Source organism: Streptomyces sp. NPDC002602, assembly GCF_042889445.1.
Classification (GTDB): Bacteria; Actinomycetota; Actinomycetes; order Streptomycetales; family Streptomycetaceae; genus Streptomyces.
In genome coordinates this window covers 369,622-384,981 of record NZ_JBIAQX010000004.1, presented here as the reverse complement: position 1 = coordinate 384,981, position 15,360 = coordinate 369,622, and the positions used below count along the sequence as shown (strand labels likewise).

The 15,360-nt window shown below is 73.2% G+C and carries 13 protein-coding genes and 1 pseudogene; 8 read left to right on the top strand and 6 right to left on the bottom strand.

Annotated elements, in window-relative coordinates; translation table 11 throughout:
- Positions 1–89: 89 nt before the first annotated feature.
- Positions 90–1,454 (bottom strand): dipeptidase, encoded by a 1,365-nt coding sequence (locus tag ACFYW3_RS14830; RefSeq protein WP_351751265.1) that lies wholly within the window; start codon positions 1,452–1,454, stop codon positions 90–92.
- A 236-nt stretch (positions 1,455–1,690) separates the two neighbouring features.
- On the opposite strand from ACFYW3_RS14830, the gene ACFYW3_RS14825 reads away from it, so the two are divergent.
- A complete protein-coding gene (locus ACFYW3_RS14825) occupies positions 1,691–2,917 on the top strand; it encodes a geranylgeranyl reductase family protein (protein ID WP_351751324.1) in 1,227 nt (408 codons plus the stop codon).
- A 477-nt stretch (positions 2,918–3,394) separates the two neighbouring features.
- On the opposite strand, the gene ACFYW3_RS14820 is transcribed toward ACFYW3_RS14825, so the two are convergent.
- Positions 3,395–3,853, bottom strand: coding sequence for a nitroreductase/quinone reductase family protein (locus ACFYW3_RS14820; protein WP_389386460.1), 459 nt, complete (start codon positions 3,851–3,853; stop codon positions 3,395–3,397).
- A 149-nt stretch (positions 3,854–4,002) separates the two neighbouring features.
- Here ACFYW3_RS14820 and ACFYW3_RS14815 point away from each other — a divergent pair, with 149 nt between their 5' ends.
- Complete coding sequence (locus ACFYW3_RS14815) at positions 4,003–4,701, top strand: TetR/AcrR family transcriptional regulator (protein WP_389386459.1); 699 nt, start codon at positions 4,003–4,005, stop codon at positions 4,699–4,701.
- A gap of 380 nt (positions 4,702–5,081) precedes the next feature.
- Here ACFYW3_RS14815 and ACFYW3_RS14810 read toward each other — a convergent pair whose 3' ends face one another.
- Complete coding sequence (locus ACFYW3_RS14810) at positions 5,082–6,308, bottom strand: MFS transporter (protein WP_389386458.1); 1,227 nt, start codon at positions 6,306–6,308, stop codon at positions 5,082–5,084.
- A gap of 309 nt (positions 6,309–6,617) precedes the next feature.
- On the opposite strand from ACFYW3_RS14810, the gene ACFYW3_RS14805 reads away from it, so the two are divergent.
- From ACFYW3_RS14805 to ACFYW3_RS14795, 3 genes are all read left to right on the top strand, one after another.
- Complete coding sequence (locus ACFYW3_RS14805) at positions 6,618–7,589, top strand: spherulation-specific family 4 protein (protein WP_389386457.1); 972 nt, start codon at positions 6,618–6,620, stop codon at positions 7,587–7,589.
- A 102-nt stretch (positions 7,590–7,691) separates the two neighbouring features.
- On the top strand, positions 7,692–9,242 hold the full coding sequence (locus tag ACFYW3_RS14800) for a histidine kinase (protein WP_389386456.1): 1,551 nt from the start codon (positions 7,692–7,694) through the stop codon (positions 9,240–9,242).
- Entirely contained in the window at positions 9,239–9,922 is a 684-nt protein-coding gene (locus ACFYW3_RS14795; RefSeq protein ID WP_351751271.1) for a response regulator transcription factor, read from the top strand. Before ACFYW3_RS14800 ends, ACFYW3_RS14795 begins: the two co-directional genes overlap by 4 nt.
- Before the next feature lie 39 nt (positions 9,923–9,961).
- On the opposite strand, the pseudogene ACFYW3_RS14790 reads toward ACFYW3_RS14795, so the two are convergent.
- Positions 9,962–10,600: pseudogene (locus ACFYW3_RS14790) on the bottom strand (phosphatase PAP2 family protein); the annotation flags it as partial.
- 124 nt (positions 10,601–10,724) lie between these two features.
- Positions 10,725–10,976 carry a DUF6332 family protein gene (locus ACFYW3_RS14785; protein ID WP_351751272.1) on the bottom strand — a complete coding sequence of 84 codons (252 nt, stop codon included), beginning with the start codon at positions 10,974–10,976 and terminating at the stop codon, positions 10,725–10,727.
- A gap of 257 nt (positions 10,977–11,233) precedes the next feature.
- On the opposite strand from ACFYW3_RS14785, the gene ACFYW3_RS14780 reads away from it, so the two are divergent.
- Positions 11,234–11,956, top strand: a complete 723-nt coding sequence (locus ACFYW3_RS14780; RefSeq protein WP_389386455.1) for an alpha-ketoglutarate-dependent dioxygenase AlkB family protein — start codon at positions 11,234–11,236, stop codon at positions 11,954–11,956.
- A gap of 40 nt (positions 11,957–11,996) precedes the next feature.
- Positions 11,997–13,259 (top strand): ROK family protein, encoded by a 1,263-nt coding sequence (locus ACFYW3_RS14775; RefSeq protein ID WP_351751275.1) that lies wholly within the window; start codon positions 11,997–11,999, stop codon positions 13,257–13,259.
- Positions 13,260–13,332: 73 nt separating this feature from the next.
- Here the strand turns inward: ACFYW3_RS14775 and ACFYW3_RS14770 are convergent, their stop codons facing one another.
- Positions 13,333–13,941, bottom strand: a complete 609-nt coding sequence (locus tag ACFYW3_RS14770; RefSeq protein ID WP_389386454.1) for an ATP-binding protein — start codon at positions 13,939–13,941, stop codon at positions 13,333–13,335.
- Between the two features lie 231 nt (positions 13,942–14,172).
- Between ACFYW3_RS14770 and ACFYW3_RS14765 the strand changes: the two genes are divergently transcribed.
- Positions 14,173–15,300, top strand: a complete 1,128-nt coding sequence (locus tag ACFYW3_RS14765; RefSeq protein WP_351751277.1) for a PLP-dependent cysteine synthase family protein — start codon at positions 14,173–14,175, stop codon at positions 15,298–15,300.
- The last annotated feature ends 60 nt before the right edge of the window (positions 15,301–15,360 follow it).

The window sequence follows — 15,360 nt, the reverse complement described above, 5'->3', positions numbered from 1 at the left end:
TACGCCCGTGGCGCAAGCCTCGGACACGCGCCTCGGACACGTACCGCGGATGCGTGCCACGCATCCGCGGTACGTGTCCAGGACGGGCCTCAGACGCGCTTGGACTCCGCGTAGTTGACGAGGAAGTGAGCCTCCGCGACCGAGAGGCGCTCCAACTCCTCGGGGGAGACGCTCTCGTTCACCGCGTGGATCTGCGCCTCGGGCTCGCTCAGCCCGATCAGCAGCATCTCCGCCTCCGGGTACAGGGAGGTCAGCGCGTTGCACAGCGGGATGGATCCGCCCATGCCGCTGATCTGCATCTTCTGCCCCGGGTAGGCCACTTCGAGGGCCGCCGCCATCGACGCGTAGGCAGGGCTGTTCGTGTCCGCCTGGAAGGGCTGGCCCTGGCCGACGACCTCCAGTTCGAGGCGCGCCTTCCACGGGGTGTGCGCCACCAGGTGAGCCTCCAGCAGCTTGATGGCCTCCGCCGTGTCCACGCCCGGCGGGATCCGCAGGCTGATCAGGGCGCCGGCACTGGCGTGCACCGACGGGGTGGCGCCGACCACCGGCGGGCAGTCGATGCCCAGGACCGTGACGGCCGGACGTGCCCACAGCCGGTCCGCGATCGTGCCGCGGCCGATCAGCTCCACACCGTCGAGGACCCTCGCGTCGGTGCGGAAGTCCGCCTCCGGGTACTGGAGACCCTCCCACACCGCGTCCGACGCGAGACCGTCGACCGTCGTCGTGCCGTCGGCGGCGCGCAGCGAGTCCAGCACCCTGATGAGCGCGGCCAGCGCGTCGGGCGCGACCCCACCGAACATGCCCGAGTGCAGGTTCCCGCCCAGCGTGTCGATCTTCACCTTGAGCAGGGTCATCCCGCGCAGGGTCGCCACCACCGTGGGCAGACCCAGACGGAAGTTGCCGGCGTCGCCGATGACGATCGCGTCGGCCGTCAGCAACTCGGGGTGGGCCTCGGCGTACTGCTGGAGCCCGCCCGTGCCCTGCTCCTCCGACCCCTCGACGATCACCTTCACGCTCACCGGCACACCGCCGTTGGCCTTGAGCGCGCGCAGCGCCAGCAGGTGCATGATGAACCCGCCCTTGCAGTCCGCCGCGCCGCGCCCGTACCAGCGGCCGTCGCGCTCGGTCAGTTCGAAGGCCGGCGAGATCCAGGCGGCGTCGTCCAGGGGCGGCTGGACGTCGTAGTGCGCGTACAGCAGCACCGTCGGGGCGCCCTCGGGCCCGGGCAGGAATCCGTACACCGACTGCGTGCCGTCGGGGGTGTCGAGCAGCGCCACGTCCTGGAAACCCTCGACGCGCAGCGCGTCGGCCACCCAGTTCGCGGCGCCGTGGCTCTCGCTCTGGGGGAACTGCGCCCAGTCCGCCACCGACTGGAAGGCCACCAGCTCGGTCAGCTCCGTCTTGGCGCGGGGCATCAGCGAGGCGATGGTCTCGGCGATCGGATTCTGGGACATGGGCACGCTCCTCTTGGGTGCGACGTTGTTCTGTTTGTACGCCACCCGCATTCGCAGGGGTGTGCGTATGCCGGGTACGGCGAAAGACATTCCCGATCCTCGCACAGCGGGCCGAGGCGATCTCTCACCGTAGGATTTCCCCGGCATCCGAGCAACAGCGTGATCAGGAGCGGCAACACATCGTGAGCAGCGACGACGACGTACACGACGCAAGCGCAGAGCGGTCCGCCGCCGAGGTGACGGAAGAGGGGAACGCCGGGGGGACCGGCGAGGTGTGGGACGTGGTCGTGGTCGGCGCCGGACCCGCCGGGGCTTCGGCCGCGCACGCGGCGGCGACCGCGGGGCGGCGCGTCCTGCTGTTGGAGAAGGCCGAACTGCCCCGGTACAAGACCTGCGGCGGTGGCATCATCGGGCCCTCGCGCGACGCCCTGCCGCCGGGGTTCGTGCTGCCCTTCCAGGACCGCGTCCACGCGGTCACGTTCTCCATGAACGGGAGACTGACGCGGACCCGGCGTTCCAGGGGGATGCTGTTCGGGCTCGTCAACCGTCCGGAGTTCGACGCGGCGCTGGTCGCGGAGGCGGAGAAGGCCGGCGCGACGATCCGTACGGGCACGGCCGTGACCCGCGTCGAGCAGCATGGCGCGGCGGTGCCCGACCGGCGCACCGTGGCCGTGGTGCTCGCGGACGGCGAGACGGTGCTGGCCCGCGCCGTGGTCGGGGCGGACGGCAGCGCCAGCCGCATCGGCGCGCACGTCGGGGTCGAGATGGAGCAGGTCGACCTCGGTCTGGAGGCGGAGATCCCCGTACCGCAGACGGTGGCCGCCGACTGGAAGGGGCGGGTGCTCATCGACTGGGGTCCGCTGCCCGGCAGTTACGGCTGGGTCTTCCCCAAGGGCGACGTCCTCACCGTCGGCGTCATCTCGGCCAAGGGCGAAGGCGCCGCCACCAAGCGGTACCTCGACGACTTCATCGCCCGACTGGGCCTGGCCGGCTTCGAGCCGTCCGTCTCCTCCGGACACCTGACCCGCTGCCGCAAGCCCGAGTCGCCGCTGTCACGGGGGCGGGTGCTGGTCGCGGGCGACGCGGCGGGACTGCTGGAGCCGTGGACCCGTGAGGGCATCTCGTTCGCCCTGCGTTCGGGTCGGCTCGCGGGGGAGTGGGCCGTCAAGATCTCCGAGGCGCAGGACGCGGTGGACGCACGGCGCCAGGCCCTGAACTACGCCTTCGCCATCAAGGCCGGGCTGGGTGTGGAGATGGGCGTGGGCAGGCGCATGTTGACCCTGTTCGAGTCCAAGCCGGGTTTGCTGCACGCCGTCATCACGGGTCTGCGGCCGGCGTGGCTGGCCTTCGCCCGGATCACGCGCGGTTCGACGACGCTCGCCGAACTGGTGCGTCAGTACCCGCTGGCGCGGCGGGCGCTGCACGCGCTGGACAGCCGACAGGCCGGCAAGGACGGTTCGTAGTTCGCCGAGGCGGGGCGTGGTCGGTGGGCCGATCGGACCGGGGTGGTGGGACCGGTCGGGCCGGGGCGGCCCGGCCGGGCGCGGGGCCGGCGCGGGGCCGGTCGGACCGGGGCGGGTGCGGGGGCGACGCGGGGCCGGTGTGGCTGACCGGGCCGGTCGCGCTCGGCTCGGGATCGGGCTGACCGGGCTGGCCACCCCGGCTCGGGGTCGGGCCGGTCACCCCGGCCCTGGGTCGGGCGGGGCAGGCCGGTACCGGGCCCCGGCCGGGCCGCGCGACCCGCGACCCGATCGTGCCTCGGGCGGACCCGATCGTGCCTCGGGCGGGACCGGGCCGCGCGGGCCGGCTTTGGGTCTGGGGCGACCTGACCTGCGGCTTCGGCCGGGCAGACTCGTTCTGCCCGGCTTTGGGTCCGGTCCGTTCGGCGGGGTCGACTGGTACAGGCCTGGCTTCGGGCCAGGTCCAGTCGAGCCGTGGCCTCACTTCGTGACGGTGATCCGGAAGACGGGGTGGTCGCCGGCCGCCGCCTGGAGCTCGGCGTCGGAGGATTTCGCGGTGACCCCCTGGAAGAACCGGTTGACCTCCCAGCCCCACTTCTCCAGGTAGGCGCGCAGGATCGCCGCCTGCCGCACCGGGTCCGTGACCTCGGTGACCGTGAAGGTGCGCACCCTGCGGCCCACGCGCAACTCCCCACCGCCCGCGACCCGCATATTGCGCACCCACTGGGAGTGGCCGCGAGCCGACACCAGGTACTGGTCGCCCTTGTAGGCGTGCGGGTTGACCGGGATCCGCTGCATCTTGCCCGAGGTGCGACCCCGGACGGACAGCTCGGCGGTACCGGCGAGGCTGACGCCGAGACGGGCGAGCTTGCCGAAGAGGGCGTTGAAGCGGACGCCGAACGGGCCGGCCTTGACGTAATAGGGAGCGGGCGCGTTCACGATGGCCTCCGGGACCACTTGGGAGAGCACTGCTCTCGCTTGAGATCAGTGTGCACGCCGCCGCGGAGCAAGGCAAGAGCAGTGCTCTCGGAGTGGATCGGAGCTCTCGTTCTTGGGCACTGCTCCGTCTGCATGGCACACTGATCCGCATGAGCACCGTGCGTGGGGCCAGGGAACGGGCCCGTATCGAGGTCACCGCCGCCATCAAGGACGAGGCACGCCGCATGCTCGCGGCCGAGGGCGCCGCCAAACTCTCGCTGCGCGCCGTCGCCCGCGAGTTGGGCATGGTCTCCTCGGCCCTGTACCGCTACTTCCCCAGCCGTGACGAGCTGCTCACCGCGCTGATCGTCGACGCGTACGACAGCGTCGGCGCGGCGGCGGAGCGGGCCGAGGCCGCTGCCCGCGCCGACGGAGCCCCGCCGCGGGCGCGCTGGCTCGCGATCTGCGAGGCCTTCCGGTCCTGGGCGCTCGCGCACCCGCACGAGTACGCGTTGATCTACGGTTCCCCCGTTCCCGGTTACAGCGCTCCCCTCGACACCGTCGGCCCCGCGTCCCGGGTGGGCAACACCCTCATCGGCGTGCTGCGTACCGCGTACGAGGGGCGGGGCCTCGCCCTGCCACCGCTGCCCGACAGCCTGCGCCCGGAGGCCGTCCGGATGACCGGCGACTTCGCGGAAGGGTTGCCCCCGGAAGTCACCGCCGCCCTGGTCGTGGCCTGGGCGCAGCTCGCCGGGATGGTCTCCTTCGAGTTGTTCGGCCAGTTCAATCGGGTGGTCGAGGACCGTGCCGGACTCTTCACGCACGCCGCCGGACAGTTGGCGCAGGGGGTCGGACTCCCCGCGGTGTGACGTCCGCCGCGCGACACCGCGTGTGTCCGTGGCCCCGACCCGCCACGACGCCGTCCGGCCGGCCCCCCCGAGCCGCCCCATCCGCCGCCCCGCCTCGACCCGTGCGCCCCGCCGCCCCCGATCTGCCACCCGTCCGGCCCCACTTCGACCCGTACGAGCCGCCCCACGCCGACCCGTCCGGCCTCACTCCGACCTGTACGAGCCGCCCCCACTCCGACCCGTCCGGCCTTACTCCGACCTGTACGAGCCGCCCCCACCCCGACCCGTACGAGCCGCCCCACTCCGACCCGTCCGGCCCTGCCCCCGCCCCGTACGAGCCGCCCCGACCCGTATGAGCCGCCAACCCCCCGCCCGACCCGCTACCCGCCGCCCCCGACCCGCTACGCGCCGCCCTTCGCCCCACCGCCGTCGGTGTGGGCGCGCGTCACGTACGGCCGGGAGGCCACGGTGACGGCGATGGAGACCGAGGCGATCACCGTGATCGTGGTGCCCGGTGGGAGGTGTTGGGCGATGCCACCCGCGATCGCGGCCCCGATGCCCTGCCAGGTCATCCGACCGGCGGACTCGACTCCCTGGACCTGGCCGCGGACCGGATCGGGCGTCAGTCGAAGGAGCTGCTCCTGCAGGGGGAGGGTCGCGGCGAATCCGGCGCCCGCGACGAACACGGTGACCGTCATCGCCAGTACGGGCGGATGGAACGCGAACAACAGGTAGGGGACGGCGAGGAGCAGCCGCAGGGCGAACGCGTACCGCCGTCGCCGCTCGGCGGTGAGCAGGCGGCCGACAGCGAGGTCTCCGAGGAGCATGCCGGCCGAACCCGCGGCCAGGAGGGCGCCGGCCTGGTCCGGCGCGTAGGAGATGAACAGGGCCTCGCAGCCGACGATCAGGCCGTTGGGGACCCACAGGTTCAGCAGCAGCGCCCGCCGACCGGGGTGGGAGAACAGCTCGACGTTCGTGGTCCAGGTCTGACGCGGTCCCGGTCGCCGGGTCAGGCGGATCGAGTGCTCCCGTACGGTGGCCGCGACCACGACGAGGGCGATCCCGGTCAATGCCGCGGCCACGAGGAACACGCCGTGCGGGCTCAGGTGCCTCAGTAGTGCGGCGCCGAGGGCGTAGCCGAGGATCGCCGTGCCACCGGAGGTGATGTTCATGAGCGAACGCGCCGTCGCGTAGGAGGAGACCGGCACGATTTCGGCGAGCAGCCCCATCCGGGTACCGGTTCCCAGGGACTGGAAGAACCCCAGCATCAACAGCAGCCCGAACCGGGCCGCCAGGGGGAGTCCCGGTACCGCCTGAGCGGCGACACCCGCCAGCGAGAGGCACTGGAGCGTGACCAGGGTGCGGCGAGGGCGGTGCCCGTCCGCGACCGACATCAGGGTCAGCGCGCCGAGCACCGCCGCGAGCGTCGCCCCGTACATGGTCACGGCCGTCAGGAACGGTGAGTGGGTCCGGTCGTGGACCAGGGTGCCGAGTGCGAAACCGGACAGGGTGCTCGCGGCGGCCGTGAGGGTGAAGCCGGCGTACAGGCCGGCGAACTCGCGGTCGCGGAGCAGCAATCGGTAGCCGGCCGTGGCGGGCACCGTGGGGCGGGTGGTGTGAGAAGGCATGAAAAAAGCCTCCGAACGCCCGGGTCGGGGGCGCTGAAGGCCAACGTGATTATTTTAGCACCCGGATCCGACCCTGCCGCCGGGTGACGCCGAGGAGGTCGCATCGGCCGAGGTCGGGCCTCGCCTCGGTCGTGATCGCACAGGGGGTGTGGAGGGTGTGGGGAGCGACCGCACCTGACGAGGATTCACATGATGAGGTGAAGGATCGTTTTTCTGTTCCTGACGCGAAAGCGGTTGGTTCGGCTTTCACAAACCGTCCGTCCGTCTAGTGTTCGTCGGGTCCCGTCCATTGCCGCCGGAGGAACAGCCATGACCCGCGCTCGTGCCGGAAAGGCCCTGCTCGCCGTCGTGGCCACCCTCTTCCTCGCGGCCCCGGCGCCGGCCGTGACCGCCGCCGCGGACAGTGCCGGCCGTGCGACGGCGGCCCGCAAACCCGCGCCGGCCCCGGCGCCCACCGCGCCTCCCGTGCCCCGGCTGCCCGGGGTTCGGGGGCTGGAAGTCGGCGTCCCCGCGTACGTGTTCGCCGACGACCCGATGCTCAACGACGTCACCGCCACGGGCCCGGCCGCCTCACTGGTCGTCCTGAACCCCGGCAACGGCGACTCCCCCTTCGACACCCCGTGGCGGGACCGGGCCGACGCCCTGCGCGGTGGCACCACCTCCACCGGCGAGCGGACCAAGGTGCTCGGCTACGTCCACACCGACCACGGGAACCGGGACATCGCCGCCGTCAAGGCCTCCGTGGACAACTACCTCAAGACCTCCGACGGCCGACTGCACGTGGACGGGATCTTCTTCGACGTCGTCAGCCGCGACTGCGGTCCTGACAACGCCACCCGCGACCACTACGCCGAACTGCGCCGCTACGTTCAGGAGACGATGGGCGCCGTCGACCCGGCCGCCCCCGACCTGGTCGTCAACAACCCGGGCACCGCCATCGCCGACTGCTACCTGGAGCCCGGCCGCCGCACCGCCGACGTCTTCGTCACGTACGAGGACACGTACGCCGCCTACACCTCCGGGGGTTGGCTCGGCGGAAACGTCTTCAACGAGACGACCGGCTACCGCTCCGGCGGCGAACTCGACCCGACCGGAACCTCGTTCTGGCACCTCGTCCACGACGTGCCCGACGCCCCCGCCATGCGCACCACACTGCGCACCGCCTTCGAGCGCGGCGCCGGTTACGCCTACGCCACCAACGCGGTCATGCCCAACCCGTGGAACACCGGCCCGACGTGGAAGTACCACAGCCAGACCACGTACGCCGCCACCCTGGGCTGAGCGTCCGACCGGCGGGCCGGTCGTACGACGATGTCCGCGCCGGCGCGCCATGGGACTTTCGGGGGTGCCGCCGGACGGGCCCGCTTCCGTAGGGTCGCCGGTGTGAGATCAGTGATCGGCAGGACCCCGATGATCGGCAGGACGCCGATTCCCGCCCAGGTGACGTACGTCGGGCTGCTCGGCGCGGTCGTGGCCGCCGCCGCGGCCAGTGTGACCAGCGGTTGGTGGGTGGTCCCGGAGGCGGTCTGCGCGTTTCTCGCGGGCGGACTGCCCGGGCGAGCCCGGCACTTGGCCGCGGCGGTGCTCGCATGGATGGCGGCCGCCGTCATCGCGGTGGCCCTTGTGCCGGAATGGTTCGTGTGGGCGATCCGGTTCGTGGGTCTGGTGCTCGCCGCCGTGGCGCCCTGGTGCGCGGGCCGGTTCGTACGCCGGTACCGGGCCCTCGTGCGGGCCGGTTGGGAGCACGCCGCGCGTCTGGAGCGGGAGCGGGGTCTCGTCGCCGAGCAGGCCCGCCTGCGCGAACGGACCCGTATCGCCCAGGACATGCACGATCTGCTCGGCCACGAGCTCAGCCTGATCGCCCTGTCGGCGGGGGCGCTGAAACTCTCACCCGGCGTGCCGGAGGAACACCGGGCCGCGGCCCGGGACATCCGGGCACGCGCCGGAGCCGCCGTCGAACGCCTCGGCGAGGTGATCGGCGTACTCCGCGAGGACACGCAGGCCCCGCCCGAGGACGCCGGACCCGCCGACGTCGAGGCCCTGGTCGCCCGCGCGGCCGACGCCGGGCTCGACGTCGCGCTGCGCGTGCGCGGCGAGACACCCGGCGGGCTACCGCCGGTCGTGGACCGGGCCGTGCGCCGCGTGGTGCAGGAGGCCCTGACGAACGTCGCCAAACACGCGCCCGACAGCCCGGCGCGGGTGAGGATGCGGCACACCCGCGAGTGGACGGAGGTCCGCGTCGTGAACGGCCCGGCGAGCGGGGCACGAGGTACCCCGGGTCACGGGGAGCAGCCGCCCGGTCGGGACCACCGATTCGGGCTGATCGGCCTCGACGAGCGGGTCCGGCTCGCCGGCGGCACCTTCGAGGCGGGCCCGGCCGGCGCCGGTTTCACCGTCCGTGCCGTACTACCGCACCGCACCGCCGCCGGGGGCGGCACCCCGCAGGGGTCCGGTGCCCCCGGACCCCGGGCCGACGCGGGCAAGGCCGGACAGTTCGAGGCGCGGGAGGACGAGTGGGACGACAGGCCCGTCGAGTCCGTGTCCCCCGAGCGTCGCCGGGCCCGCCGCCTCCTCGGACGGAGCGCCGCCGCCACCGTGCTGGTGCCGCTGCTCACCGCGGCGGCGCTGATCGGCGGGGTGCGGGTCTGGGACACCTACACCGCCCGCGCGTCGGCGCTCGATCCGCATGACTACGCACGCCTGCGCCCCGGGCAGCAGTCGCACGCCGAGGTGGCCCCGTACCTTCCGGAACGGCAGACGGCCCGCCGTCCCGCCGACGCGGGGGACCGGCCCCGACCACCCGGCTCGACCTGCGAGTTCTACGTACAGACCGCGGACCCCTTCGACGACCGTTCGGGAGATCTCTACCGGCTCTGCTTCCGCGCCGGCCTCCTGGTCTCCACCGATGCCTTCACCGGAAAGGAACTGCCGTGATCAGCGTCCTGATCGCCGACGACGAACCCATGATCCGCGCGGGAGTCCGCGCCGTCCTCGCCACCGACCCCGGTCTGAGCGTCGTCGCCGAAGCCGCCGACGGCCGGGAGGCCGTGGAGCTGGCGCGACGACACCGGCCGCGGGTCGCGGTGCTCGACATACGGATGCCGGGCACGGGCGGGATCGAGGCCGCCGCCGAGATCCGCAGGACCGTGCCCGACACGGGCGTGGTGATGCTGACGACCTTCGGCGAGGACGACTACATCCTGCGCGCCCTGGGCGAGGGAGCCGCCGGGTTCCTCGTCAAGTCCGGTGAACCGGAGGAACTGATCGCCGGGATCCGGGCCGTGGCCGACGGCGCCGCCTACCTGTCACCGAAGGTCACCGCCCGGGTCGTCGCCCACCTCGCGGCCGGTGGCGCGGGAGCCCGCGCCGGTCGACGGGCCGATGCCCGGACCCGGGTGGACGCCCTGACCCCGCGCGAACGCGACGTACTGGCCTTCCTCGGCGGCGGGCACTCCAACGGGCAGATCGCCCGGCGTCTGCGGCTCGCCGAGGGCACCGTGAAGGCCCACGTCAGCTCGATCCTCGCGCGCCTCGGCGTGGACAATCGGGCGGCGGCCGCCGTGGTCGCCCACGAGGCCGGCGTCACCCCCCGGCCGGCGGCCCCACAGCGCTGACACGGCACGCGTGGAAACCGGCAGCGGAAGCCACGTCAGCGCCACCGCCACGGTGACACCGAGCGCGACGCCCGCGAGGACATCGTGCGGGTAGTGCACCCCCAGCACCACCCGGAGCAACGCCGCCAAGGCCGCCACCGGCAGGGCCGCCCCCGCGATCCGGGGCCGTACGAGGGCCGTACCGCAGGCGAGGGCGGCGGCGAGGGTGGCGTGGTTGCTGGGGAACGACCAGTCGCCGACCTCGGGGCACGGTGCGAGCGCCACGGCCTCGGCGAGCGCCCGACAGGGACGTTCCTCGTCCATGAGGAGCTTCAACGCCTCGCTGAACGCATACGCCACCACGGTCGCGACGGCCACCAGGGCCACGCCGGCCAGACCGCGCGGGTCGCGGCGACGCAGAGCGCCCCCGGCCACCCAGGCCCACAACGCGGCCGACAGGAGCAGCGTCCCCTCGCTCGCCGCCTCAAGGACGGTTCCCGCCCAGGTCGGCCATGACGCCACACCCCCGGTCAGTGCCTCGTGAAGGGACACCGACCAGCCGTCGGTGACCCGGACCGGCTCGTTCGTGCCCGTTCCCCCGGCGGGCGCCAACCAGACCACCAGCCCCGTTCCCGCCCCGACCGTCGCACCCGCCACCGACGTGCGTCGGCCCCATCCGTACCGCGTGTTCGTTTCCATGCCGCCGACGGTAGGAACGGCCGCGCCCCGCCGGCCCGGGCCGAACGGCACCCCGCACCCCCGCCGTTCGTCGGGGTTGACCCGGACACCGCGGCCCCGACCGACAAGATCCGAAAGAGACGACTCAGCGGCCGTCGTTCTCCGGGCGGCGGGCGAAGCGCCACAGCAGATGCGTGACGCGAAGCACGAACACCACGGCGGCCAGGATCCCGCCCGCGATGGCCAGGAAGCGGTGCGCGGCGTCGGACAGGTCGAAGACCGGCGCGGGCCCGAACACCGCCGCGAAGACCAGGCCGGCCGCGAGGCACCCGCTGACGAAGGCATAGCCGATCTCGATGGTGATCGCGTCCCGATCGGCCTGTGTGCGTCGCTCCATACGGGCAGTGTCCAGTGACCTTCGGACCGTCACAAGGGCTTCTTCGAGCCGCCGTTCGGCGCGGACACCCCGCTGACGGCTCCCGCCGAACACCCCTGCCCGCTTCCCGCCGCGTCCCCGTCGCCGTCGCCGTCGCCGTCCCGTCCCGTCCCCGTCCCGTCCCCGTCGCCGTCCCGTCCCGCGTGGACGGACGCGCCCCGTCCGCCGCCGGGGCACCGCGTGGGCGAGGGGGACGGTCGGCCGTGACAATGGGAGGCATGCATGGGGAACTCTTCCCGCGCGAGCGGACCGAGATCGCACCCGGCGCCGTGCACGTGCCCGACTGGCTCGGCCCCGACCGGCAGCGGGAACTGCTCGCGGACTGCCGGGAGTGGGCACGCCCGCCCGCCGGGCTGCGCACCGTGCACACCCCCGGCGGCGGCACGATGACCGCCCGGCAGGTGTGCCTGGGCCTGCACTGGTACCCGTACGGATATGCCCGCACCGCCGTCGACGGCGACGGGGCGCCGGTCAAACCGATGCCCGCCCGGCTCGCCGCACTGGGACGCGCCGCGGTGACCGCGGCGTACGGGGAGGCCGACCCGATCGGGCACGGCGACGGGGAGCAGCCCGCCGGGCGGTGCGGCCCGTACCCCTCGTACGGTTGGCAGGGCGGGGAGGTCTACGACATCGCGCTGATCAACTTCTACGACGGGGATTCCCGCATGGGCATGCACCGCGACGCCGACGAGCGCTCCGGGGCGCCCGTCGTCTCGCTCAGCCTCGGCGACTCCTGCCTCTTCCGCTTCGGGAACACCGCCTCGCGCGGACGGCCGTACCGGGACGTCGAGCTGCGCAGCGGGGACCTGTTCGTCTTCGGCGGGCCGAGTCGACTGGCCCACCACGGCGTGCCCAAGGTGCTGCCCGGCACCGGGCCGGAAGCCCTCGGCCTGAGCGGGCGGCTGAACATCACACTGCGGGTCGGCGGCCTCGACCCGTGAGCGGCCTCGGGTGGCTCCCGATCATGCGAGGATCGCTGTCATGAACGGCAACGGGGCCCCGCCGCGCGTGGGGGATGCGTCCACGGCGTCCGCGGCGTCCGCGAGGACCAGGCTGGAGCGGGGGCGCGGCGCACTCGGTCCCGCGCTGGAGCTCGTGCACACCGGCCGGGCCCCGACCCGCGCGGTCCTCACCGCGGAGCTGGGCGTCACCCGCGCCACCGCCGGGGCCGTCGCCGCCGAACTGGAAGCGCTCGGACTGATCCGCGTCGACTCCCGTCCCGGGGGCGCGGGCGGCGCGCAGGGCCGGCCCTCGCACCGGCTCTCCATCGACGAGAACGGGCCCGTGGCACTGGCCGCGCAGGTCCATCCCGACGGGTTCCGGGCAGCCCTGGTCGGCCTCGGCGGGCGGATCGTGGCCACCGCACCCGGCAAGGTCACCGTCTCCGCCGACCCCGCGCAGGTGCTGGGCGCCGTCGTCGAGGCGGGCGCCGCGCTGCTCGCCGAGTCCGGGCTGCGGTGCGTCGGCGCGGGCCTCGCCGTCCCCTCGGCGGTCGCGGAGCCGGAGGGCACCGCGCTGAACCCGCTGCACCTGGCCTGGCCGGCCGGCTCTCCCGTACGGGCCATCTTCGCCGAACGGGTGAAGGCCGCCGGGATCGACGGGCCGGCGCTGACCGGCAACGACGTCAACCTCGCCGCGCTCGCCGAGCACCGTCACGGCGCCGGCCGCAGCGCGCAGCACCTGCTGTGCGTGGCGACCGGTCACCGCGGGGTCGGCGGGGCACTGGTCCTGGACGGCCGCCTGCACAGCGGCAGTGCCGGGCTGGCCCTGGAAGTAGGCCATCTCACGGTCAATCCCGAGGGGCGGGCCTGCCACTGCGGGAGCCGCGGCTGCCTGGACGTCGAGGCGGACCCGCTGGCCTTCCTGACGGCGGCGGGCCGCACGCCCGGCCCCGAGGTGTCACTGCTCCAGCAGGCGCGTGACCTGCTGCGCGCCGAGTACGCCGAACCGGCCGTCCGGGCGGCCGCCGAGGAACTCATCGACCGGCTCGGCCTGGGCCTGGCGGGCCTCGTCAACATCCTGAACCCCGATCGGATCATCCTGGGCGGCCTGCACCGGGAACTGCTGTCCGCGGACCCCGAGCGGCTGCGCGCGGTGGTGGCGGACCGGAGCCTGTGGGGGCGCAGCGGCGGCGTGCCGATCCTGCCGTGCACCCTGGACCACAACAGCCTGGTCGGCGCGGCGGAACTGGCGTGGCAGCCGGTGCTCGACGACCCGCTGGGGGCGCTGGGCGCGGCGGCCTGACGGGCCGGAACACCCGGTCCTGTCGACTCGGTCCGGCTGCCGTGCGGCTCCGCCGGTGGAATGGCTCCGGCTGTCAACCGGACTCGGCGCCGACCGCCACCGGCGCCGACCCCGCATCAGCCGTGGCCGTCACCATGGACGCCGGCAGCGAAGCCGACACCGGCACGCTCGTCATCACGGCCGCGGGCTCCACGGAGACCGACACGACCGGGGCGGGCTCGCCCACGGGCTTGGTCGGGATCCGGACCGTACGGGTGGGCGCGGTCACGGCGGGGGCCGCCCGCATCGAGAACCACACCACCTTGCCCGTGCAGCCGTCCGTCCGCTCCCGCGCCCCCCACGCCTCGCTGACCGCCTCGACGAGCGCGAGCCCGCGTCCGCAGGTCTCCAGCTCCTCCAGGTCCCCGGCCGCCCGCAGGACGGGCAGGCGCGGATCACTGTCGGCCACGGAGACGGTGAGGCGGCCGAGACGCAGCTCGATCTCCACCGTGCAGACCTTGCTCGGCTGCGCGTGGCGGTGGACGTTGCCGAGCAGCTCCGTCACGCCGAGCGCAGCCCGGTCTATGAGCGGATCGAGCTGCCAGTGGCGCAGTTGAGCGGAAACGATGCGGCGGACCTGGCCGATCCGCGAGGGCAGGGCCTGCAGTTCGACGACGCAGTGCCTGCGGGAATGACTGATCACGGCTGCGACTCCCCGACATGAGTGTTACGGGTGCTGCACCCTCGGTAATGCTCCACCAGGGTCACCCACACCACCCCGCTGTGCAACCGAACGAGCACGACGGGCGCTCCGGAACCCCGCCCGCGGGTCCCTTAAAGCGATTCGCATGGAGACCCAAAGAAAGTGTTTGCGCAGGTGAGGGAGGTACATTGCGAAGGAGGGGACCACGGAAGGCACGAAGGAGCACGGCGCATGAGCACCATACGCACGACGGCCACGACCGATGACGTCGACCGCAGTGACGCGGACTACCGCGCCTGGCTGAAAGAAGCCGTACGCAAGGTGCAGGCGGACGCCAACCGGTCCGCCGACACCCACCTGTTGCGCTTTCCGCTCCCCGAGGAGTGGGGCATCGACCTGTACCTCAAGGACGAGTCCACGCACCCGACGGGCTCGCTCAAGCACCGCCTCGCCCGGTCCCTGTTCCTGTACGCGCTGTGCAACGGCTGGATCCGCCCCGGTCGGCCGGTCATCGAGGCCTCGTCCGGTTCCACCGCCGTGTCGGAGGCGTACTTCGCCAAGCTGATCGGCGTCCCGTTCATCGCCGTGATGCCGCGCACGACCAGCCCGGAGAAGTGTCGGCTGATCGAGTTCCACGGCGGCGAGTGCCACTTCGTGGACAACTCGATGAAGATGTACGAGGAGTCCGCGGAGCTGGCGGCGCGGACCGGCGGGCACTACATGGACCAGTTCACCTACGCCGAACGGGCGACGGACTGGCGCGGCAACAACAACATCGCGGAATCGATTTACCAGCAGTTGCGGCTGGAGCGGTACCCCGAGCCCACCTGGATCGTCGCCACGGCCGGCACCGGCGGCACCTCCGCGACCATCGCGCGCTACGTGCACTACATGCAGCACGACACCCGGATCTGTGTGCCCGACCCGGAGAACTCCTGCTTCTTCGACGGTTGGACCCACCACGACCCGCACGCGAGCAGCGACTGCGGCTCGCGCATCGAGGGCATCGGCCGCCCCCGGATGGAGCCGAGCTTCGTGCCGGGGGCCATAGACCGGATGATGAAGGTGCCGGACGCGGCGAGCGTCGCGGGCTGCCGCGCCCTGGAACGGGCCATCGGACGCAAGGCCGGCGGCTCGACCGGCACCGGCCTGTGGAGCGCCCTGAAGATCGTCTCGGAGATGGTGGCGGAAGGCCGGACGGGCAGTGTCGTGACGCTGCTCTGCGACCCGGGCGACCGCTATCTGGACAAGTACTACTCGAACGCCTGGCTGGCCGAACAAGGCCTGGACATCGCCCCGTACGAGCAGACCATCGACACGCTGCTCACGACCGGCGTCTGGCGGGAACCGACGAGCTGACGCCGGGGCGGCGCCCGCCCCGCGGACCCGTGTCCCCGGCGGGGACCGGTCGGCCACGCG